At 67.3% G+C, this 21,621-nt stretch carries 20 protein-coding genes; 8 read left to right on the top strand and 12 right to left on the bottom strand.

Features of this window, described 5'->3' with window-relative positions; all coding sequences use genetic code 11:
• Positions 1-71: 71 nt before the first annotated feature.
• A complete protein-coding gene (locus BXA03_RS14245; RefSeq protein ID WP_076508893.1) occupies positions 72-1,004 on the bottom strand; it encodes an SDR family oxidoreductase in 933 nt (310 codons plus the stop codon).
• A gap of 85 nt (positions 1,005-1,089) precedes the next feature.
• On the opposite strand from BXA03_RS14245, the gene BXA03_RS14250 reads away from it, so the two are divergent.
• Together BXA03_RS14250 and BXA03_RS14255 are read left to right on the top strand one after the other, a co-directional pair.
• Positions 1,090-2,139, top strand: coding sequence for a CDP-6-deoxy-delta-3,4-glucoseen reductase (locus BXA03_RS14250; RefSeq protein ID WP_076508897.1), 1,050 nt, complete (start codon positions 1,090-1,092; stop codon positions 2,137-2,139).
• Between the two features lie 70 nt (positions 2,140-2,209).
• Positions 2,210-3,190 (top strand): Bug family tripartite tricarboxylate transporter substrate binding protein, encoded by a 981-nt coding sequence (locus BXA03_RS14255; protein ID WP_234983691.1) that lies wholly within the window; start codon positions 2,210-2,212, stop codon positions 3,188-3,190.
• A gap of 111 nt (positions 3,191-3,301) precedes the next feature.
• Here the strand turns inward: BXA03_RS14255 and BXA03_RS14260 are convergent, their stop codons facing one another.
• From BXA03_RS14260 to BXA03_RS14295, 8 genes are all read right to left on the bottom strand, one after another.
• A complete protein-coding gene (locus BXA03_RS14260; protein WP_076508899.1) occupies positions 3,302-4,018 on the bottom strand; it encodes an ABC transporter ATP-binding protein in 717 nt (238 codons plus the stop codon).
• A 10-nt stretch (positions 4,019-4,028) separates the two neighbouring features.
• Positions 4,029-4,799 carry an ABC transporter ATP-binding protein gene (locus BXA03_RS14265; protein ID WP_076508902.1) on the bottom strand — a complete coding sequence of 257 codons (771 nt, stop codon included), beginning with the start codon at positions 4,797-4,799 and terminating at the stop codon, positions 4,029-4,031.
• A gap of 21 nt (positions 4,800-4,820) precedes the next feature.
• A complete protein-coding gene (locus BXA03_RS14270; RefSeq protein ID WP_076508904.1) occupies positions 4,821-6,011 on the bottom strand; it encodes a branched-chain amino acid ABC transporter permease in 1,191 nt (396 codons plus the stop codon).
• Between the two features lie 16 nt (positions 6,012-6,027).
• A complete protein-coding gene (locus BXA03_RS14275; RefSeq protein ID WP_076508906.1) occupies positions 6,028-6,957 on the bottom strand; it encodes a branched-chain amino acid ABC transporter permease in 930 nt (309 codons plus the stop codon).
• A gap of 226 nt (positions 6,958-7,183) precedes the next feature.
• Positions 7,184-8,491 (bottom strand): replication-associated recombination protein A, encoded by a 1,308-nt coding sequence (locus BXA03_RS14280; protein WP_076508908.1) that lies wholly within the window; start codon positions 8,489-8,491, stop codon positions 7,184-7,186.
• A 29-nt stretch (positions 8,492-8,520) separates the two neighbouring features.
• The gene (gene lolA / locus BXA03_RS14285; protein WP_076508910.1) at positions 8,521-9,153 is read right to left on the bottom strand and encodes an outer membrane lipoprotein periplasmic chaperone LolA; all 633 of its coding nucleotides are present in this window, start codon (positions 9,151-9,153) and stop codon (positions 8,521-8,523) included.
• Between the two features lie 10 nt (positions 9,154-9,163).
• Entirely contained in the window at positions 9,164-11,554 is a 2,391-nt protein-coding gene (locus tag BXA03_RS14290; protein WP_076508912.1) for a DNA translocase FtsK, read from the bottom strand.
• Positions 11,555-11,688: 134 nt separating this feature from the next.
• On the bottom strand, positions 11,689-12,363 hold the full coding sequence (locus tag BXA03_RS14295; RefSeq protein WP_076508914.1) for a Crp/Fnr family transcriptional regulator: 675 nt from the start codon (positions 12,361-12,363) through the stop codon (positions 11,689-11,691).
• Positions 12,364-12,529: 166 nt separating this feature from the next.
• Between BXA03_RS14295 and trxB the strand changes: the two genes are divergently transcribed.
• The 3 genes from trxB (at position 12,530) to rpmG (ending at position 14,116) form a co-directional block, all read left to right on the top strand.
• Positions 12,530-13,492: a thioredoxin-disulfide reductase gene (gene trxB / locus BXA03_RS14300; protein ID WP_076508916.1), complete on the top strand. Its 963-nt coding sequence runs from the start codon at positions 12,530-12,532 to the stop codon at positions 13,490-13,492.
• Between the two features lie 199 nt (positions 13,493-13,691).
• Positions 13,692-13,925, top strand: coding sequence for a 50S ribosomal protein L28 (rpmB, locus tag BXA03_RS14305; protein WP_043118471.1), 234 nt, complete (start codon positions 13,692-13,694; stop codon positions 13,923-13,925).
• A gap of 17 nt (positions 13,926-13,942) precedes the next feature.
• Positions 13,943-14,116 carry a 50S ribosomal protein L33 gene (rpmG, locus tag BXA03_RS14310; RefSeq protein WP_017757249.1) on the top strand — a complete coding sequence of 58 codons (174 nt, stop codon included), beginning with the start codon at positions 13,943-13,945 and terminating at the stop codon, positions 14,114-14,116.
• 215 nt (positions 14,117-14,331) lie between these two features.
• Here the strand turns inward: rpmG and BXA03_RS14315 are convergent, their stop codons facing one another.
• The 3 genes from BXA03_RS14315 to purN all read right to left on the bottom strand — a co-directional run bounded on the left by BXA03_RS14315 (position 14,332) and on the right by purN (position 17,572).
• The gene (locus BXA03_RS14315; protein WP_076508918.1) at positions 14,332-15,546 is read right to left on the bottom strand and encodes a DesA family fatty acid desaturase; all 1,215 of its coding nucleotides are present in this window, start codon (positions 15,544-15,546) and stop codon (positions 14,332-14,334) included.
• A 130-nt stretch (positions 15,547-15,676) separates the two neighbouring features.
• Complete coding sequence (locus tag BXA03_RS14320) at positions 15,677-16,951, bottom strand: RsmB/NOP family class I SAM-dependent RNA methyltransferase (protein ID WP_076508920.1); 1,275 nt, start codon at positions 16,949-16,951, stop codon at positions 15,677-15,679.
• Positions 16,952-16,987: 36 nt separating this feature from the next.
• Positions 16,988-17,572: a phosphoribosylglycinamide formyltransferase gene (purN, locus tag BXA03_RS14325; RefSeq protein WP_255377176.1), complete on the bottom strand. Its 585-nt coding sequence runs from the start codon at positions 17,570-17,572 to the stop codon at positions 16,988-16,990.
• A 202-nt stretch (positions 17,573-17,774) separates the two neighbouring features.
• Between purN and BXA03_RS14330 the strand changes: the two genes are divergently transcribed.
• From BXA03_RS14330 to BXA03_RS14340, 3 genes are all read left to right on the top strand, one after another.
• On the top strand, positions 17,775-18,956 hold the full coding sequence (locus BXA03_RS14330; protein WP_076508922.1) for an acyl-CoA dehydrogenase family protein: 1,182 nt from the start codon (positions 17,775-17,777) through the stop codon (positions 18,954-18,956).
• A gap of 12 nt (positions 18,957-18,968) precedes the next feature.
• A complete protein-coding gene (locus tag BXA03_RS14335) occupies positions 18,969-20,084 on the top strand; it encodes an acyl-CoA dehydrogenase family protein (protein ID WP_076508924.1) in 1,116 nt (371 codons plus the stop codon).
• A gap of 122 nt (positions 20,085-20,206) precedes the next feature.
• Entirely contained in the window at positions 20,207-21,589 is a 1,383-nt protein-coding gene (locus tag BXA03_RS14340) for an alpha/beta fold hydrolase (RefSeq protein WP_076508926.1), read from the top strand.
• The last annotated feature ends 32 nt before the right edge of the window (positions 21,590-21,621 follow it).

Raw genomic sequence — 21,621 nt, forward strand, 5'->3', positions numbered from 1 at the left:
GCGCATCCCCTGCAGCGCCCGAGCCCATGCGCACACTGCGCGCTGGAGCCACGGCTCGCGGGCCCGGGCCCTCAGCCCAAGAGGCCGGTGTTCACCGTCGGCCAGGCCAGGCGTACGCGCAGCTCCCTCTTGAGCCGCGTGTTGCGCAGCCGCCGGGACTCGGCCATGAAGCTCATCTGCATGGGCGACAGCTGCTGCGCCGCCTCCGTGCGCGACAGCCGCTGGGGGCGCGGCAGGCCGTAGAGCCCGGCTGCCAGGTCGAAGTACTCGCCCATGCGCATCTGTGTGTCGTCGCTCGCGTGGTAGACGCGCTGCGCCTTCCCGCGCCAGAGTGCGGCGATGCAGGCGCGCGCCAGGTCGTCGGCATGGATGTGGTTGGTGTACACGTCATCCTCGATCCGCAGGGCTGACGTGCCGCGCAGCAGGCGCTCGCGCGGCGTGCCCGCCGGCCGGTCGGGCGCGTAGATGCCCGGGATGCGCAGGATGCTGGCGCGCAGGCCGCGCGTGCCGGCCTCGCGCACCGCACGTTCCGCATCGACGCGACGTCGGCCGCGCGCGGTGGCCGGCGCCACGGCGCGGGTCTCGTCGATCCAGTCGCCGCCGCAATCGCCATACACGCCGGTGGTGGAGCCGTAGACCAGCACGTCCGGCGCGGCCATCGCGCCGCCGCAGGCCAGCGCCTGCAACAGCGCACGGGTGCGGGTGTCGCGGTCGCCGCCAGCACCCGACTCGCGTGGCGGCGGCGCCAGATGGAGCACACGGGGCGCCAGCCCGGCCAGCCGGCGCAGCGTGGCGGGCCGGTCCAGGTCGCCCACCAGCGGCACGGCACCGGCCGCGCGCAGGGCCGGCACCCGCTCGGGTGAGGAGGTCAGTGTCAGCACCCGCATCCGCCCGCCGAGCTGGCGCAGCACCCGCTGGCCCACGTCGCCGCAACCGACGACGAGCAGCCGCATGCGGCGGAAGCGCGCCGGCAGCGCACCGAGGGGAAGACGGTTTGAAGGCAAAATCGAACGCTTTCCGCAGTCTTGACCGGCCGCGCCCGCCCCACGCGGCGCCAGCGCCGGCACAACCCCCGAAGAATACCCACCCATGTCCGACACCGTGTTCTCCGTGAGCGTGGAGCCCAGCGGCCGCCGCTTCGACGCCGAGGCCGGCGAATCCATCCTGTCCGCCGGCATCCGCCAGGGCATCGGCCTGCCCTACGGCTGCAAGGACGGCGCCTGCGGCTCCTGCAAGTGCAGGAAGCTTTCCGGCGAGGTGACGATGGAGCCCTACCAGTCCAAGGCCCTCAGCGCCGAGGAGGCCACCGCCGGCTACATCCTGACCTGCCGTGCCCATGCCACGAGCGACGTGGTGCTCGAATCGCGACAGGTGGTCGACGCCGACGCCTTCCCGATCCGCAAGATGCCTGTGCGGGTGCAAACCCTGGTGCGCCTGTCGCACGACGTGATGCGGCTGCGCCTGCAGCTGCCGGCCGGCGAGCCGATGAAGTTCCATGCCGGCCAGTACGTCGAATTCCTGCTGCGCGACGGCGCGCGGCGCAGCTATTCGATGGCCAATGCGCCGCACACGCTGGCCGAGCCCGGCACCGGCATCGAGCTGCACATCCGCCACATGCCCGGCGGCAAGTTCACCGACCACGTGTTCGGCGCCATGAAGGAAAAGGAGATCCTGCGCGTCGAAGGCCCCTACGGCAGCTTCTTCCTGCGCGAGGACAGCACCAAGCCCATCGTGCTGCTGGCCTCGGGCACCGGCTTCGCGCCCATCAAGGCGCTGATCGAGCACATGAAGTTCAAGCGCATCAAGCGGCCGACCACGCTGTACTGGGGCGGCCGCCGGCCGCAGGACCTGTACATGGACGGCTGGATCCGCGAGCAGCTGGCCGAGATGCCCCAGCTGCGCTACGTGCCGGTGGTGAGCAATGCCGTGCCCGAAGACAACTGGACGGGTCGCACCGGCTTCGTCCACCAGGCGGTGCTCGAGGACACGCCCGACCTTTCCGGCCACCAGGTCTATGCCTGCGGCGCGCCGGTGGTCGTGCAATCCGCGCAGCGCGACTACGTGGCCCAGGCCGGCCTGCCCGAAGAGGAATTCTTCGCCGACGCCTTCACCTCCGAGGCGGACAAGGCCGCGCCCTGAACGCCTGCTCCGCCGCCTGCCGTCGACTGACGGCGCGCGGCCGTCCGATCACAAGACAACACGAGACACCATGACCCGCCTGATCACCCGACGCCCCGTGCTCTCCCTGCTGGCTGCGAGCGCCGCCCTGCCCTTCGTGGCGCGCGCCGAGAACCGGCCGATCCGCCTGGTGGTGCCCTATGCCGCGGGCGGCCCCATCGACGTGACTGCGCGTGCGCTGGCCGAACGTGCCAAGGACGCCTTCGGCGGCCCGATCATCATCGACAACAAGCCCGGTGCCGGCGGCAACATCGGCGCCGACATGGTGGCCAAGGCGCAACCCGACGGCCTGACCATCGGCATCGCCGCCACGGCGACGAATGCGGTCAACCCCTGGCTCTACAGCCGCATGCCCTACAACGCGGCCACCGACTTCGCGCCCATCACGCAGATGGTGCGGGTGCCCAATGTGCTGGTGATGAATGCCGAGACGGCGCAGCGCCTGAAGATCAACAGCCTCAAGGACCTGATCGCCTACGCCAAGGCCAACCCGGCCAAGCTGAACTACGGCAGCGGCGGCAACGGCAGCGCCGGCCACCTGGCGGGTGAGATGTTCAAGAAGGCGGCCGGCATCTTCGCCGTGCACATTCCCTACAACGGCGGCAACCCGGCGCAGCTGGCGCTGCTGAGCGGCCAGGTCGACTTCAACTTCGACAACCTGGCCACGGCCGCGCCCAACATCCGTGGCGGCAAGCTCAAGGCGCTGGCCGTGACCACGCTGCAGCGCAGCCCCTTCCTGCCCGAGGTGCCGCCGGTGGCGGACACGCTCAAGGGCTTTTCCATCGACACCTGGTGGGGGCTGGTGGCGCCCGCGGGTACGCCGCGCGAGGTGATCGACCGGCTGAACCAGGCCTTCGTCGGCGCGCTGAACGCGCCCGAGACCAAGACCCGCTTCGCCGCCCTCTTTGCCGAGCCGGTGCCGACCACGCCCGAGCAGTTCGGCGCCTTCATGAAGAGCGAACTGGCCAAGTACGAGCAGGTGGTGAAGGCGACCGGCGCGAAGGTGGACTGAGCCTTGCACCGGGCGCCGCTGCGGCGGCGCGCAGATCCAAAGCAGAACGGGCCGGCGAAAGCGCGGCCCGTTTCTTTGCTTGACCGGCGGCCTCGTGCGCCGCCCTGAGCGTCACTCGCCCAGGTAGGCGGCGCGCACCTTGGGATCGTTCAGCATCACCTTGGCATCGCCATTCATGGTGATCAGGCCCGACTCCATCACGTAGCCCCGGTCGGCGATCTGCAGCGCGCGGCTGGCGTTCTGCTCCACCAGCAACACCGTCACGCCCTGGTCGTAGACCTGCTTGACCACTTCGAAGATCTTGTCGCACATGATGGGCGACAAGCCCATGGTGGGCTCGTCCAGCAGCAGCACCTTGGGCCGGGCCATCAGCGCGCGGCCCATGGCCAGCATCTGCTGCTCGCCGCCGGACATGGTGCCCGCCAGCTGCGTGGCCCGCTCCTTCAGGCGAGGGAAGGTGGTGAACACGCGGTCGATGTCCTGCGCGATGCCGGCCTTGTCGTTGCGCGTGTAGGCGCCGATCTGCAGGTTCTCGGTGATCGTCATGCGCGTGAACACGCCGCGGCCTTCCGGCACCATCACCAGGCCTTCCTTGACCAGGTCCCAGGCGCCACGCCCCTTGATGGACTTGCCCATGAACTCGATCTCGCCTGCCAGCGGGGGCAGCGTGCCGGTGATGGCCTTCATGGTGGTGGTCTTGCCAGCACCGTTGGAGCCGATCAGCGACACCAGTTCGCCCTCGCGCACCTCGAAGTCCACGCCCTTGACGGCCTGGATGCCGCCATATGCGACCTTCAGGCCGCTCACTTTCAACAGAGTCTGTGCCATGCGCGGCCTTTCAGTGTCCACCGGTGCCGAGGTAGGCCTCGATCACCTTCTCGTTCTTCTGCACCTCGGCCGGGGTGCCTTCGGCGATCTGCTTGCCGTAGTCGAGCACCGTCACGCGGTCGCACAGACCCATGATCAGCTTCACGTCGTGCTCGATGATGAGCACGGTGCGGCTGTCCTTGCGGATGCGGTCGATCAACTCGCGCAGCTGAACCTTCTCGGTCGCGTTCATGCCGGCGGCGGGTTCGTCCAGTGCGATGAGCTGCGGGTCGGTGGCCAGGGCACGCGCGATCTCGAGCCGACGCTGGTCGCCGTAGCTCAGCGTGCGGGCCTTGAAGTCGGCGTACTTGCCGACGCCCACATAGTCGAGCAGTTCACGTGCGCGATCGGCGATGGCCCGCTCCTCGGCCTTGAAGCCCGAGGTGCGGAAGATGGCGCCGAACACGCCCGAATGCGTGCGCACATGGCGGCCGACCATCACGTTCTCCAGCGCCGTCATCTCGGCGAAGAGTCGGATGTTCTGGAAGGTGCGTGCGATGCCGGCCTTGGCCACTTCGTGCACGGCCGTGGGCTGGTAGGGCTTGCCGGCCAGCTCGAAGCTGCCGCTGTCCGGCGTGTACAGCCCGGTGATGACGTTGAAGAAGGTGGTCTTGCCCGCGCCGTTGGGGCCGATCAGGCCGTAGACCTGGCCCCGCTCGATGCGGATGCCCACGTCCGACAGGGCCTGGAGTCCGCCGAAGCGCTTGGAGATGCCCTTCACGTGAAGGATGGTGTCTGCCATGAGAGTGTTCCTTCCTTCGGCTCAAGGGTTGATGGACATGGGCCGGTTGGCGCCGCCGGGCACCTCTTCGGCCGGCGTGTCGATGCCAGGCGTGACAGCCTGGGCCGAGCCGGACACCGGGTCGGGCGCCCGCGGCGTCCCCTTGAGCGACTTGCCGTGTTCCGGCGAGGGCCACAGGCCGCGCGGACGCACCAGCATGATCACGATCATGGCCAGCGCGATGAACAGCTGGCGCAGGATGGACGCGTCGAGTCGGCCGTCCGTCATGGCCTGCAGCGGACCGGCCACATAGCGCAGCACCTCGGGCAGCGCCGCGAGCAGCACGGCACCCAGGATCACGCCAGGCAGGTGGCCGATGCCGCCGAGCACCACCATCGAGACGATCATCACCGACTCCATCAGGCTGAAGGACTCGGGTGAGACGAAGCCCTGGAAGGCCGCGAACATGGCGCCCGACATGCCACCGAAGCTTGCGCCCATGCCGAAGGCCAGAAGCTTCATGTTCCGGGTGTTGATGCCCATGGCCTTGGCGGCGATCTCATCCTCCCGGATGGCCATCCAGCCACGGCCGACACGCGAGTTCTGCAGCCGGTGCGACAGGATGACGGTGAAGATCACCAGCGCCAGGAACAGGTAGTAGTACAGCGACACCGAAGAGATGGTGTAGTCGCCGATCTTCAGCGGCCGGCCCAGATTGAGCCCGAAGATCCGGATGGGATCGATGCTGCTGATGCCCTTGGGGCCGTTGGTGATGTTGTAGGGATGGTCCAGCGTGTTCATAAACACGCGGATGATTTCGCCGAAGCCGAGCGTCACGATGGCCAGGTAGTCGCCGCGCAGCTTGAGCGTGGGCGCACCCAGCAGGGCGCCGAAGATGCCTGCCAGCACCAGCGCCGCCGGTATCACCAGAATCAGCGAGGTGTGGAAGCCGTTCGGGAACATCGCCTGCAGCGCAGGGAAAGAATCCGTCAACTGCGTGGAGCCCAGCAGCGCGTAGAGGTACGCCCCGATGGCGAAAAATGCGACGTAGCCCAGGTCCAGCAGGCCGGCGTAGCCGACCACGATGTTCAGGCCCAACGCGAGCATCACGTACAGCAGCGCGATGTCGACGATGCGCACCCAGGCATTGCCCTGGGTCTGCAGCAGCAGTGGGAAGGCCAGCAGCGCGACGGCGGCGATCAGGAAGACGACGAGGTTCTTGGAATTCTTCATGGAGCCTCCTTGGCCATCAGGCCCGGTCCGCCACACGTTCGCCGAGCAGGCCGGACGGCCGCACGGTCAGCGTGATGATGAGGATGATGAAGGCGAAGATGTCGCTGTGCTGGCTGCCCAGCACGCCGCCGGTCACGTCCGACAGATAGCCGGCGCCCACCGCCTCGATCACGCCCAGAAGCAGCCCGCCCACCACAGCGCCGGCCAGGTTGCCGATGCCGCCGAACACGGCCGCGGTGAAGGCCTTGAGGCCGGGGATGAAGCCCATGGCATGTTGCGCGATGCCGTAGTTGGACGCGTACATCACGCCAGCGATGGCCGCCAGAACGGCGCCGATGATGAAGGTGGCGGAAATCACCGTGTCGGGCCGGATGCCCATCAGCGCCGCCACCCGCGGGTTCTCGGCCGTGGCGCGCATGGCACGACCCAGGCGCGTGTAGTTGACCAGCCACGTCAGGATCGCCAGGGAGACTGCCGTGACCACCAGGATCATGATCTGCGTCGGCGAGATGGCCGCGCCCGCGATATGGACGGACTCGCTGGGAAGCAGCGTCGGATAGGCCTTGTTGGTGGGCCGCCAGATGATCATGGCCAGCGTCTGCAACAGGATCGACATGCCGATCGCGGTGATCAGCGGCGCCAGCTTGGGGCTGTTGCGCAGCGGTCGGTAGGCGACCTTCTCGATGGTGAAGTTGAGCGTCGCAGCCACCACGCAGGCGATCAACGTAGCCAGGATCAGGATGATCCAGCCCGGGGTGCCCGGCATGGCCGACTGCATCCAGCCGATGATGGTCCAGCTGGTCAGCGCACCGACCATGAGGACCTCGCCGTGGGCGAAATTGATGAGGTTGATGATGCCGTACACCATGGTGTAGCCGAGGGCTATCAGGGCGTACATGCTGCCGAGAACCAGACCGTTGATGATCTGTTGCAGCAATATTTCCATAAAGAGAGGTCCCTTTTGTTATGCGTCCCGGTGAGGACGCCTTTTGCCAAGCCGGAGCACCGGATTGGCGCCATGGTTCAAGTAGCAAAAAACCCGCCAGCATGGGTGGTCGGCGGGTCGAAGTGGGCGGGATTGTAGACACGGCCTCGCGCCAATCTGGTGCAGGCAGGGTGGGGTTTTCCGCAAGCCTGGAGCGGCTCGGCGGGCGCCCGGTGTCAGGGCGGTGTCAGTCCTTGCGGGCCTGTTCGTCCAGCTGGCGCAGGTGCGTGAGCTTGTCAGCGATCTTCGTTTCGAGCCCGCGCGGCACGGGCTGGTACCACCGGGGCTCGGGCATGCCCTCGGGCAGGTAGGTCTCGCCGGCCGCATAAGCCTCGGGCTCGTCGTGCGCATAGCGATAGGCCTTGCCATGGCCCAGCGACTTCATCAGCTTGGTGGGCGCATTGCGCAGGTGGATGGGCACCTCGCGCGACTTGTCCTGCCGCACGAAGGCCCGTGCCTGGTTGTAGGCGTTGTAGCCCGCATTGCTCTTGGGCGCGATGGCCAGGTAGATGACCGCCTGGGCCAGGGCCAGATCACCTTCGGGCGAGCCAAGGCGCTCGAAGGTGGTGGCGGCATCGTTGGCCACCTGCATCGCGCGTGGGTCGGCCAGGCCGATGTCCTCCCACGCCATGCGCACGATGCGCCGCGAGAGGTAGCGAGCATCGGCACCGCCGTCGAGCATGCGCGTGAGCCAATACAGCGCCGCGTCTGGATGCGAGCCGCGAACCGACTTGTGCAAGGCCGATATCTGGTCGTAGAAGTTGTCGCCGCCCTTGTCGAAGCGGCGCGCGTTGAGCGTGAGCGCGCTCTGCAGGAACTCGGGCGTCACTTCCTCCACCCCGGCGGCACGCGCGGCGGTGTCGGTCTGCTCCAGCAGGTTGAGCATGCGGCGCGCGTCGCCATCCGCATAGCCAACCAGCGTGTCCACGGCCGCATCGCTCAGCGCCAGATGGGTGAGCACCTTGTCCTGCGCACGACGCACCAGCTGACGGAGTTCGTCCTCGCTGAGCGACTGCAGCGTGTAGACCTGGGCCCGCGAAAGCAGCGCCGAATTGACCTCGAAGGACGGGTTCTCGGTGGTCGCGCCGACGAAGGTGACCAGGCCCGATTCGACGAAGGGCAGCAGGCCGTCCTGCTGACTCTTGTTGAAGCGATGGATCTCGTCGACGAAGAGGATGGTCTTGCGGCTCAGCGCCAGGTGCTGCTCGGCCCGCTCCATGGCGGCGCGGATGTCCTTGACGCCCGAAAACACCGCCGACAGTGCAATGAACTCATAGCCGAAGGCCTTGGCCGTGAGCCGAGCCAGCGTGGTCTTGCCTACGCCGGGCGGCCCCCAAAGGATCATGGAATGGGGCTTGCCAGACTCGAAGGCCAGCCGCAGTGGTCGGCCAGGGCCGATCAGGTGGCTCTGACCGATGACCTCGTCGAGGCTAGCGGGGCGCAGGGCCTCCGCAAGGGGCGCCGCAGGCGAAGGGGAATCAAACAGATCGGCCATGCGCCGATTGTCCGGCCGTCATCATGGCCTCACTGCCGGACGACGTCGGCACCCGCAGGGGGCTTGAACTGGAAGCTGCCCGCCTGCAGCGAAGGATTGACCTGCACGTTGGAAAAGCGCAGCACCGAGCGCTGGCCGAAGGCGTCGAGGATGTCCAGCGCCGCCAGCGCATCGCCCTGGAAGCCGATCTCCACGCTCTGCAGTTGCGCATCACGCGACTTTGGCGTGGCCTTGACCCATTGCAGGCCGTCGCGAGCGGGCGCATCGGCCAGCGTGAAATCCGACTCCAGCGCACGCAGATCCGCCGCCGAGGCGATCAGCGCTGCCGGCGTCGAGCCCAGCGCCTGCGCCTGCGGGCGCTGCGTCACCTGGTTGAGGTCGGCGTCGTAGAGCCACAGCGTCTTGCCGTCGGCCACGATCGTCTGCGCAAAGGGCTTGCGGTACTCGAAGCGGAATCGTCCAGGCCGCTGGAACTCGAAGGTGCCGGTGGAAGTCTTGGCGCGCATCGCCTGACCATCCTTGGGCGGCGCGGTGACCGTCTGGGTGAAGTCGGCCTTGCCAGAGCGGGCGGTCTTGAGAAACGCACCCAGGCTATCCAAGCCGCCGGCCCACGCGCCGCATGCCATGGCCGCAAGAACACAGCCCACCATCAACTTCCGCATTCCGTTCCTTTCACTCGCTGCGCGCCGGCACGAGGATCTCGCGCTGGCCGGCCCCGCTCATGGCGCTGACCAGGCCCGCGTTCTCCATGTCCTCGACCAAACGCGCCGCGCGGTTGTAGCCAATCTTGAGGTGGCGCTGCACCAGCGAAATGCTGGCCTTGCGGTGCTTGAGGACGACCTCGACCGCCTGGTCGTACATCGGATCCTTCTCGCCGCCGGCGTCGCCACCCTCTCCCATCGGACCGTCCTCGCCATCCACAGTTCCGCCTTCGAGCACGCCCTCTATGTAGTCGGGCTCCCCCTGGCTCTTGAGATAGGCCACCACACGGTGCACCTCGTCATCGCTGACGAAGGCGCCATGGACACGGATGGGCAGTCCGGTGCCGCTCGGCATGTAGAGCATGTCGCCCATGCCCAGCAGCGCTTCCGCGCCCATCTGGTCAAGGATCGTCCGACTGTCGATCTTGCTGCTGACCTGGAAGGCGATGCGTGTAGGAATGTTCGCCTTGATCAGGCCGGTGATCACGTCGACGCTGGGTCGCTGCGTGGCCAGGATCAGATGGATGCCTGCCGCCCGGGCCTTCTGCGCCAAGCGGGCGATCAGTTCCTCGATCTTCTTGCCGACCACCATCATCAGGTCGGCCAGTTCGTCGATCACGACCACGATGTGCGGCTCGCGGCGCAGCGGCTCCGGATCGTCCGGCGTGAGGCTGAAGGGGTTGTAGATGAACTCCTCGCGCGACTTGGCCTCGTCGATCTTGGCGTTGTAGCCTGCCAGATTGCGCACGCCCAGCTTGGACATGAGCTTGTAGCGGCGCTCCATCTCGGCCACGCACCAGTTGAGGCCATGGGCCGCCTGCCTCATGTCGGTGACCACAGGCGCCAGCAGGTGCGGAATGCCCTCATATACCGACATCTCCAGCATCTTGGGGTCGATCATGAGCACGCGCACGTCGCTCGCTTCGGCCTTGTAGAGCAGCGACAGGATCATCGCGTTGATGCCCACCGATTTGCCCGAGCCCGTGGTACCGGCCACGAGCACGTGCGGCATCTTGGCCAGATCGGCCACCACGGGATTGCCGATGATGTCCTTGCCCAGACCGATGGTCAGCATGGATTTGGCCTCGTGGTAGACCTGCGAGCCGAGGATCTCCGACAGGCGGATCGACTGCCGCTTGGCATTGGGCAGTTCCAGCGCCATGTAGTTCTTGCCGGGAATCGTCTCGATCACGCGGATGGACACCAGCGACAGCGAGCGCGCCAGGTCCTTGGCCAGGTTGACGATCTGCGAGCCCTTCACGCCGGTGGCCGGCTCGATCTCGTAGCGGGTGATGACGGGGCCGGGCGAGGCCAGCACCACGCGCACCTCGACGCCGAAGTCCTTGAGCTTCTTTTCGATCAGGCGCGACGTCATCTCCAGCGTCTCGGGCGACACCGTCTCCTGACGGCCGGCGGCCGCATCGAGCAGGTCCACCTGCGGCAGCTTGCTGTCGGGCAGTTCCTTGAACAGCGGCTTCTGGCGTTCCTTGACCACGCGCTCGCTCTTGGGCACGTCGGCGACAGCCGGCTCGATCTGCACTGGCGCGGCCTTCTCGCGGCGGCGGGGCGCAGGTGGCGGCACGTCGTCGAAGGCGGGCTCCAGGTCATCTTCGGGTAACGGCACCTCACGGTCATGGCCGGCCACCTCCTCCCGCTCGCGGCGCGCCTTGCGGCCCATGGCCAGGTCCTGGGCCAGTTCCCGCTTCTCGCGGCCGCGTTCGAACAGCGAATAGATGCGCGCGCCGATGACTTCGGCCACCTGTGCCCACGAGAACCGGAAGACCAGGGCACTGCCGATCACGCCTGCCGCGATGGCGACCAGCGCGGAGCCGGTGAAGCCCAGCCAACGGACCCCGGCCGGGCCGATGAAATAGCCCAGGACGCCCCCACCGTGGCCGGGCAGGCGGAATTCCAGGCGATACAGCCTCGACCATTCGAGCATGGCGCTGGCCGCCAACAGCAGGACGAGGCCCAGCCAGAAGAGAAGCCGGCTGCGGTTCAGGCGGGGCGGCTCCGGCTCGCCCTGCGGCCGACCACCACGCAGCCACTGCGCGAGCGACGACAGCCAGACGCGGACCGACGCGGCAAAAGCCCACCAGATCGAATAGCCAGCCAGGTAGTAGCTGGCATCAGCAAGCCATGCGCCCAGCGCGCCGCCCCAGTTCTTGACGGCGCCGCCCGTGCCGGAGGTCGACCATGCCGCATCGGACGGCGTATAGCTGAGCATCGCGAGGAGCCAGAACAGCATGAGCGCGAAGCCCGCGACAAGGGAGATTTCGTGCGCGAACCGCAGGGCGCGCTGGCGCACGGGTGGCGTCTCTGGCGCCGCCGTGTTGTGAAGTGTGTGCAAGGAATAGGTCATGGACGCAGACACGCGCAGCCCTGCCGCGCGCAATGTGCAAGCCTAAACCATCTTGACGGCACTGCACCGTCAGCGGCCTGCGGTGCGTAGGGGCCGGTGCCCGGACTCAACCCCTCGGAGCGCCCGACATTGGATCAACCCAGTGTGGACAGCCGCTCCTTCACCAGCATGGAGCCGTCCTCCTGGGTCTGGACGAAACCGCGCTCCTCCAGATCCTTCATCACGCGACTGACCATCTCCCGCGACGCGCCCACCATCTTGGCGAGATCCTGACGCGAGATGCGCTCGCGCACGACATAGTTGCCCGCACCGTCTTCGGTGACGAAATCCATCAGAGCCCGCGCCACGCGCCCATAAACATCCATCAGTGCCAGCGATTCGATCTTGCGGTCCGCCTGGCGCAGGCGTCGGACCAGCCCGCGCATGATGTTGTACGACATGGACGAGCTGTCCGGCAGACAGCGTGAGAAGGCCTCGCGACCGAGCACCAGCACATCGGTCTGCACGTCTGCACGAACCGTCGCGGAATGGGGCTCGTCATCGATCAGGCTCATCTCGCCGATGTAGTCGCCGGAGTGCAGCGTCGCCAGGATCACCTCCCGGCCGCGGCTGTCTGCGCTGAGCACGCGGGAGCGGCCCGCCAGGATGATGTAGAGCGCATTGGTCTTCTTGCCCTGCTCCACGATGAGTTCGCCGCGCTTGAAGCGTCGCTTGACGATCGCGTCGGCGATGTTGGCCGCCTGGGCGGGCGTGAGCGCTGCAAACAGCGGCACCCGGCGAAGCAGTTCCAGGTTCGAGAGCATTGACATCTATTTCCTCCCTGCGCTGTGCCATTCGAGGGGCGCAGCATCAATAAATACAATCACGCACATAAGAAGAGCGCTCCGCATGCATTGAACCTGAACAGGATACTGGCGTCCCATCGGTGACCCAATGTCGTTGCGGTCCCCCGTTCACCATTCAGGCTCGCAGTTTATGACCACTCCCCTGCATACCCAGGTCCTCATTTTGGGCTCTGGCCCCGCTGGCTACACCGCCGCGATCTACGCCGCCCGCGCCAATCTCAAGCCGCTCCTCGTCACGGGCCTTGCGCAGGGCGGCCAGCTCATGACCACCACCGAGGTCGACAACTGGCCGGCCGACGTGCATGGCGTCCAGGGGCCGGAGCTGATGCAGCGCTTTCTGGAGCATGCCGAGCGCTTCAACACACAGATCGTCTTCGACCACATCAACAAGGTCGACCTGAGCAAGCGGCCGTTCACCCTGACCGGTGACAGCGGCACGTATACCTGTGATGCGTTGATCATCGCGACGGGGGCGTCGGCCAAATACCTGGGCCTGCCGTCGGAAGAGAAGTTCATGGGCCGCGGCGTCTCGGCCTGCGCCACCTGCGACGGCTTCTTCTACCGCGAGCAGGATGTCTGCGTGATCGGCGGCGGCAATACTGCCGTGGAAGAAGCGCTGTATCTGTCGAACATCGCGCGTCGAGTGACGCTGGTGCATCGCCGCGACAAGTTCCGCGCAGAGCCGATCCTGATCGACAAGGTCCATGAGAAGGTCAAGGAAGGCAAGATCGTTCTGGAACTGCACAGCGAGCTGGACGAAGTTCTGGGCGACGACAGCGGCGTGACTGGCATCCGACTGCGGAACGTGCAGTCGGGCGAAAAGAAGCAGCTCGACCTGAAAGGCTGCTTCATCGCCATCGGTCACCATCCGAACACCGACCTCTTCCAGGGCCAGCTGAAGCTCAAGGACAACTACATCGTCACCCGCTCCGGCCTGAACGGCTTCGCCACCATGACGAGCATCTCCGGCGTGTTTGCGGCCGGCGACGTGCAGGATCACATCTACCGCCAGGCCATCACCAGCGCCGGGACCGGCTGCATGGCCGCTTTGGACGCCCAACGCTTCCTGGAGCAGCAGGACAGCACGTCCTGAGCGCCCTTGTTGGACAGATCGCGGTCGCCCACCCTATAATCTTTGGCTTTGCCGCGCCGACCCCAAGGGCCAGCGCGGCAAGCGGGCTACCGCCACCCGTTTCTGTACTGGCGAGGTCAAGCCGAATCACCCCACGGAATGCGCGCCGCGCTACCTCCGCCGCGTCTGGTGACGGCTGTTCATGAAAGAGTGTCCTTATATGGCACGCGTATGTGAAGTCACGGGCAAGGGCCCGATGGTCGGGAACAACGTTTCCCACGCCAACAACAAAACCAAGCGCCGGTTCATGCCGAACCTGCAATACCGTCGTTTCTGGGTCGAGAGCGAAAACCGTTGGGTGCGTCTGCGCGTCTCCAGCGCCGCCCTGCGCCTGATCGACAAGAACGGCATCGACGCCGTGCTCGCAGACATGCGCGCACGCGGCCAAGCCTGAGCTGAAAGGAGCACACCATGGCAACGAGCAAAGGCGGACGCGAAAAGATCAAGCTGGAGTCCACCGCGGGCACCGGCCACTTCTACACCACCAGCAAGAACAAGAAGACGACGCCTGAAAAGATGTTGATCATGAAGTTCGACCCCAAGGCGCGCAAGCACGTCGAATACAAGGAAGTGAAGCTGAAGTAATTCGGCCCATGCCTTCTTCAATGAACCCGCTGTGATCCAGCGGGTTTTTTGTTGCCTGCATCGTGGCGGCGCGTGGTGCGCAGCAGCGGGATGTGGCCCCGGCCTTGCGCCTCAGCCCAGTGGTCAACCCTCCGTCCAGACAACAAAAAACCGGCACAAAGCCGGTTTTTTGGAATGCCCGACGCCAGTGCGTCGAGCAAAGCGCGGGGTTCAGGTCACACGTGCGCCGCGCGCAGGCGGATCGAGAAATCCTGCAGCGCCTTGATGCCGCTCGCCTCGGCGCGGTGGCACCAGGCGGCCAGGTCAGCTGCCAGTTGCTCGCGCGACTGGGAGGTGTTCATCCACATCTGGCGCAGTTCTTCGCGCATGGTGACCATCTTGTCCAGCACCGGATGGGCAGCGCGGGCCTCGGCGAGCTTGGGACGGGCGGCGGCCGGCACCTTGTCGTCGTCGCGGTGCAGCCAGCGGCGGGCAGCCTTGAGCACGGATAGGTCAGTACCCCGGGCCTGCAATTGCGACAGCTCCTGCTTGCAGGTACGGCGCATCTCGCGGGCGTAGCCGGCCATCACTTCGTAGCGGTTGGCGATGACGGCCTCGAGCGTCTTCTCGTCGGCCACCGGGCGAACCTCGCCCATGCGAAGCTTCGGCGGCACCTTCTTGACCTTGGCCCAGCCCAGCTTCTGCATCAGCATGATGTAGCCCCAGGCGATGTCGAACTCGTACTTCTTGACCGAGAACTTGGCGGCGGTGGGATAGGTGTGGTGGTTGTTGTGCAGCTCTTCGCCGCCGATCACGATGCCCCACGGCACCAAGTTGGTGCTGGCGTCCTGCGCCTCGAAGTTGCGGTAGCCCCAGTAGTGGCCCAGGCCGTTGACGACGCCGGCGGCCCAGAACGGGATCCACAGCATCTGGATGGCCCAGATAGTGGCGCCGATGCCGCCGAACAGCGCCAGGTTCAGGATGAGCATGAGGCCCACGCCCTGCCAGCCGAAGCGGCTGTACAGGTTGCGCTCAATCCAGTCGTCGGGCGTGCCGTGGCCGAACTTGGTGATGGTCTCGCTGTTCTTCGCCTCGGCGCGGTACAGCTCGGCGCCGCGCCACATGACGGTGTCGATGCCGCGGGTCTGCGGGCTGTGCGGATCTTCCTCGGTCTCGCACTTGGCGTGGTGCTTGCGGTGGATGGCGACCCATTCCTTGGTAACCATGCCCGTGCCGACCCACAGCCAGAAGCGGAAGAAGTGGGAGGGAATGGGCCCCAGGTCCATCGAGCGGTGGGCCTGCGTGCGGTGCAGGAAGATGGTCACCGCCAGGATGGTGATGTGCGTCGTGGCGAGCGTGTACAGCACGATCTGCCACCAGGACAGATCCCACAGGCCATGGGCGAGCCAGTCGAGGGCCGAGCTCAAAACGGCGGAATCAGGAATCATCAAGTTGGGTACTCCACACGGACGGACGGGGTCGTCCTGTCAGAACAGTCCGACAATTTTAGTGTGCCGGGCTTGAAATCCACCCCGTTTTTCGTGTAACGGCGTTGAATCTCTGGGGATTGGATGCCCCGCTCTAGCGTCGGTTCCACGCGGCGGCGAAAAAGCCGTCGGTGGCGTGGCGATGTGGCCACAGCCGCAGGTAGCGCGTGCCACTTCCGCCGCCGGCGCACAGCCCGGCAGCACCCTCCACCTTCTGGGCAGCCAGCAGGTCGGCTGCCTCCAGCGGTAGAAAGTCGGGGTGTGCGGCGCCGAAGGCTTCGGCGATGGCCTCGTTCTCCTCCGGCAGCACGCTGCACGTGGCATAGACCAGGCGTCCGCCCGACTTCACCAGCCGCGCGGCGCTGGCAAGGATTGCGGTCTGTTTGGCGATCAGCTCCTGCACCGCCTCGGGCGACTGCCGCCACTTGAGATCGGGATTGCGTCGCAGCGTGCCCAGGCCCGAGCAAGGGGCATCGACGAGCACGCGGTCGATCTTCCCGGCCAGCCGCTTGATACGGTCGTCTCGCTCGTGGGCGATGGCAGCCGGATGCACATTTGACAGACCACTGCGCGCCAGCCTCGGCTTGAGCGCGTCCAAGCGATGGGCGGAGGTGTCGAAGGCATAGAGCCGGCCGGTGCTGCGCATGGCGGCGCCCAGCGCCAAGGTCTTGCCGCCAGCGCCGGCGCAGAAATCGACCACCATCTCGCCGCGACGCGCCTCGACCAGAAGCGTCAGCAGCTGGGAGCCCTCGTCCTGCACCTCGATGGCGCCGCGCTCGTAGGCGGGCAGGCGGTTGACCGCCGGCTTGCCGTCGGCGCGCAGGCCCCAGGGAGAGAACGGCGTCGCCTTGGCGGCGATGCCGGCGGCCTTGAGTTCGCGCTGCACCTCGTCGCGCTTGGCGCTCAGGGTGTTGACCCGCAGGTCCAGCGGCGCCGGCTGCTGCAGCGCATCGGCGAGGACCATGAAGTCGGCGTCGCCCAGTTGGGCGCGCAGCGGCTGGGCCAGCCAGTCGGGCAGGTTGTGGCGGTGATGCGGCATCAGCTCGGCGGGCGCGACGGCCTCGCAGGCGTCCAACCAGCGCTTTTCCACGTCGCTCAGCACGGTCTTGAGGAAATCGCGCGAGCCATGGAAGCCCAGGATGGCCAAGCGCCGCTCGCGCGCGCCAGTGCCGGAGCGGGCGAGGTGCTCGAACAGCAGCTTCTTGCGCAGGATGGTGTAGACGGTCTCGGCGAGCGTCGCGCGCTCGCGGGGGCCGAGCGACCGGTGCTCGCGGAAATAGCGCGAGACGATGGCGTCGGCCGGGTGATCGAATCGGAGCACGCGGCCGGTGAGTTCGGCGCAGGCTTCCAACAGGGCTTGGGGATGCATAGGGGGCGATTGTCGCCGCCCACTCTGCCCAGGGCTTCAGCGCGCCGTGAGCCAGCCCTCGATGGCCTCGGGATAGAGCCGGTGCTCCTGGCTCAGCACCCGGGCCGCCAGCGCCTCGGGGGTGTCGCCGGTCAGCACCGGCACCACGGCCTGGGCCAGGATCGGGCCATGGTCGAGTTCGGCCGTCACAAGGTGCACCGTGGCACCGGCGACCCGGCAACCGGCCTCGATGGCGCGCCGATGCGTGTGCAGGCCCGGGAAGGCCGGCAGCAGCGACGGATGGATATTGACCAGCCGCCCCTCGTAGCGGGCCACGAAGCCCGGCGTGAGGATACGCATGAAGCCGGCCAGCACAACCAGCACCGGCTGCCAGCGGTCGATGGTGTCGGCCAGCGCGGCGTCGAAGGCCTCGCGGCTGTCGTAGCCGCGGTGGTCGACGGCGGCCGTCTCCAGGCCCAGTTCGCGGCCGAGGGCCAGCCCGCCGGCCTCGGGCTTGTTGCTGACCACGGCCGCCACGCGCACGCCGAAGCGCTCGGCCCAGCGCCGCGCCTGCGCCGTGCGGGCGATGGCCGCCATGTTGGAGCCGCCGCCGGAGACGAGAATGACGATGTTGCCGCTCACCGGCGGCCTTTCTCGCCGGCACCGGCGGCCAGCCGGCGTCGATGGCGGGACGCTGCGGCGGAGACTGGCACCCGGTTGAAAACCCCGGCGCCGCATAGAAGGGAAGTCTGCATACTGGCACGGGATTATCCGTGTGTCGCACGGCGGACTCGGCCTTGCGAACGAGCGTGCTAAAAATCCCGCTTCTCTGGAGACAACCCCCATGGATCTGGCATTCACCCCTGAAGAACAGACGTTCCGCGAAGAGGTCCGCGCCTGGGTGGCGGACAACCTGCCCCAAGACATCGCCCACAAGGTCAACGAAGGCCTGGAGCTTTCCAAGGAAGACCACCAGCGCTGGGCGAAGATCCTCGGCAAGAAGGGCTGGCTGGGCTACGGCTGGCCCAAGCAGTTCGGCGGCCCCGGCTGGACGGCCGTGCAGAAGCACCTGTTCGAGGAAGAAACCGCCCGCGCCGGTGCGCCGCGCGTGATTCCCTTCGGCCCGGTGATGGTGGCGCCGGTCATCATGGCCTTCGGCTCGCGCGAGCAGCAGGAGCGCTTCCTGCCCGGCATCGCCAGCGGCGAGGTCTGGTGGAGTCAGGGCTACAGCGAACCCGGCTCGGGCTCGGACCTGGCCTCGCTGCGCACCCGCGCCGAGCGCCGCGGCGACAAATACATCATCAACGGCCAGAAGACCTGGACCACGCTGGGCCAGTACGGCGACTGGATGTTCAACCTGGTGCGCACCAGCACCGAGGGCAAGCCGCAGACCGGCATCAGCTTCATCGTGCTGGACATGAAGTCGCCCGGCGTGAGCGTGCGGCCGATCCGCCTGCTCGACGGCGGCTACGAGGTCAACGACGTGTTCTTCGACAACGTCGAGGTGCCGGCCGACCAGCTCATCGGCGAGGAGAACAAGGGCTGGACCTATGCCAAGCACCTGCTGAGCCACGAGCGCACCAACATCGCCGACGTCAACCGCGCCAAGCGCGAGCTGGAGCGCGTCAAGCGCATCGCCAAGGCTGAGGGCGTGTACGACGACCAGCGCTTCCGCGACGAGATCGCCAAGCTGGAAGTGGACATCGTGGCGCTCGAGATGCTGGTGCTGCGCGTGCTCTCGGCCGAGAAGTCGGGCAAGAACTCGCTGGACATCGCCGGCCTGCTCAAGATCAAGGGCAGCGAGATCCAGCAGCGCTATTCCGAACTGATGATGCTGGCGGGCGGTCCCTACTCGCTGCCGCTCATCCGCGAAGCCATGGCAGCCGGCTGGCAGGGCGACTTCCCCGGCGGCCACGCCTCGCTGGCGCCGCTGGCCTCCACCTACTTCAACTACCGCAAGACCACGATCTACGGCGGCTCGAACGAAGTGCAACGCAACATCGTGGCTCAGACGGTGCTGGGCTAACAGGAGGCAGACATGGATTTCGATTTCACTGAAGACCAGCAGCAACTGCGCGACGCCGTCGGCCGCTGGGTCGAGAAGGCCTACGACTTCGACCGCCGCCGCGGCATCGAGAAGGACGGCGGCTTCTCCCGCGACGCCTGGAACGAGCTGTCCGAACTGGGCCTGGGCGGCCTGTACATCCCCGAAGACGATGGCGGCCTGGGCATGGGCCCGGTCGAGGCCATGGTCGTGATGGAGGAACTGGGTCGCGGCATCGTGCTGGAGCCGCTGGCGCAGTCCTTCATCAGCGGGTCGGTGCTGGCCCGCCATGCCGACGAAGCGTTGCGTGGCGAATGGCTGCCGGGCATCGCCAGTGGCGAGAAGCTGGTCGTGCTGGCCTATCAGGAGCGCGGCGCGCGCTATCGCCTGGACCGCTGCGAGACCCAGGCCACGAAGTCTGGCGACGGCTACACCGTCAGCGGCACCAAGAGCCTGGTGCCAGCAGGCGACCAAGCCGCCGCCTACCTGGTGCCGGCGCAGCTGGACGGGCGCATCGCCCTCCTCCTGGTGCCGCGTGCCGACGGTAACGTCAAGGCCTTAGGTTATGCCACGCAGGACGGCAGTCGCGCAGCGGAAGTCGTCTTTACCCAGGCCCCCGCGCAGCTCCTGGCGGCCGATGGCCTGCCGGTGCTCGAAGAGGCGGTGGACATCGGCATCGCCGCCACCTGCGCCGAAGGCGTGGGCGTGATGGACAAGACGCTGGCGCTGACGGTGGAGTACCTGAACACCCGCAAGCAGTTCGGTGTGACCATCGGCAGCTTCCAGGCCCTGCGCCACCGCGTGGCCGACATGAAGATGCAGTTGGAGCTGGCCCGCTCCATGAGCTACTACGCCACGCTCAAGCTGGGTGCGCCCGCTGCCGAGCGTCGCCAGGCGCTGGCCCGTGCCAAGTACCAGCTCGGCGTGTCGATGCGCTTCGTCGGCCAGCAGTCGGTGCAGCTGCACGGCGGCATCGGCGTGACGGACGAGTACATGGGCAGCCACTACTTCCGCAAACTGACGCAGATGGAGATGGTGTTCGGCGACACGCTGCACCACCTCGGCGAGGTGTCGGCGCGCATGGAAGACAGCGCGGGGGTCTTCGCCTGAGCGTGGTTGCGTCCATGTCATGACATCGCAGGCCTGCTGGCATACGCTGGCGGGCCTTTCTTCTTTCTGGCGGAGCGGCCGTGCGCCTCGCCGCCGTTCTTTCTTCTTGCCAGGAGCTTCGGATGATCCGACGCCGCACCTTGTTGTTCACCGCCCCCGCCAGCCTCGCGCTGGCCGCCTGCGCCACGCCGGGCACTGGCCGCCGCCGCGACACGCCTGTCGTCTTCATGCATGGCAACGGCGACTCCGCCGCGCTGTGGCAGACCACGCTGTGGCGCTTCGAATCCAACGGCTGGGCCCCTGAGCGGCTGTTCGCCCTCGACCAGCCCATGCCGCTGTCCCGCGACGACGATGCCGTGGCCCAGCCGGGCCGCAGTTCCACGGCCGAGTCGATGGCCTTTCTGAGTGCGGAGGTCGACCGCGTGCTGCGCCAGACGGGCGCACCCAAGGTCGTCCTGGTCGGCAATTCGCGCGGCGGCAACACGATCCGCAACTACGTGCAGAACGGGGGCGGTGCGGCCAGGGTCAGCCATGTCGCGCTGGGCGGCAACCCGGCGCATGGCATCTGGGCCATTCCCGGCTGGCGCGAGGGCAGCGAGTTCTCGGGCCTGTCGCCCTTCATGCGGCAGCTGAACGCGCCCAAGGGTCCCAACGGCGACGAGGTGACGCCCGGCCCGCGCTGGCTGACGCTGCGCTCCGACGGCAACGACAAGTACGCCCAGCCAGACGGCCTGTGGATCGGTGCGCCGGGCAAGCCCACGAACATCACGGCCGACGGGCCGGCGCTGCGCGGCGCCACCAACATCGTGCTGCCGGGCGCGGACCACCGCGAGGTGTCGTTCTCGCCCGCGGCCTTCGACGCCACCTGGCGCTTCCTGACCGGCGACGCGCCGGGCGCCACGACCATCGCCGCCGAGCCCCGGATCGTGCTCGACGGGCGCATTACCGGGCTGGGCCTGAATCCGGCCGACCCGGCCAGCGGTGAATTCGTCAACAACCTCCCGCTGGCCGGCGCCCAGCTGAATGTCTACGAGACCGACCCCACCACCGGCGAACGCCGCGGCGCGCCGGCCTGGCGCAAGACGGTGGGCGCCGATGGTCGCTGGGGCCCGTTCACGGCACGCGCAGGCGCCAGCTACGAATTCGAGATCGTGGCGCCCGGCTACGCCACCACACACATCTACCGCAGCCCCTTCCCGCGCTCCAGCGACGTGATCCACCTGCGGCCCGAGCGGCTGGCGGCGGCGGACCGGCAGGCGGGTGCGGTGGTCGTGTTCAGCCGGCCGCGCGGCTATTTCGATGCCCAGCGCGACCGCATGCGCTTCGATGGCCAGACACAGCTGGCCGGCGTGCCGCCGCGCGGGGCGGGCGTGGCGAGTTCAAGGCTGCGGCTCGCCGCCGGACCGGCGCGAACCGTGGAAGGCGAATTCAATGGCGAACGCATTGCCGGGCGCAGCTGGCCGGTGGCCGAGGGGCATCTGAGCCTGCTGGAACTGACCTACTGAACGGCGCGGCGGCGGTTCGGCGAAGCGCTCGC

Source organism: Pseudacidovorax sp. RU35E (assembly GCF_900156165.1).
Lineage (GTDB): Bacteria > Pseudomonadota > Gammaproteobacteria > Burkholderiales > Burkholderiaceae_C > Xenophilus.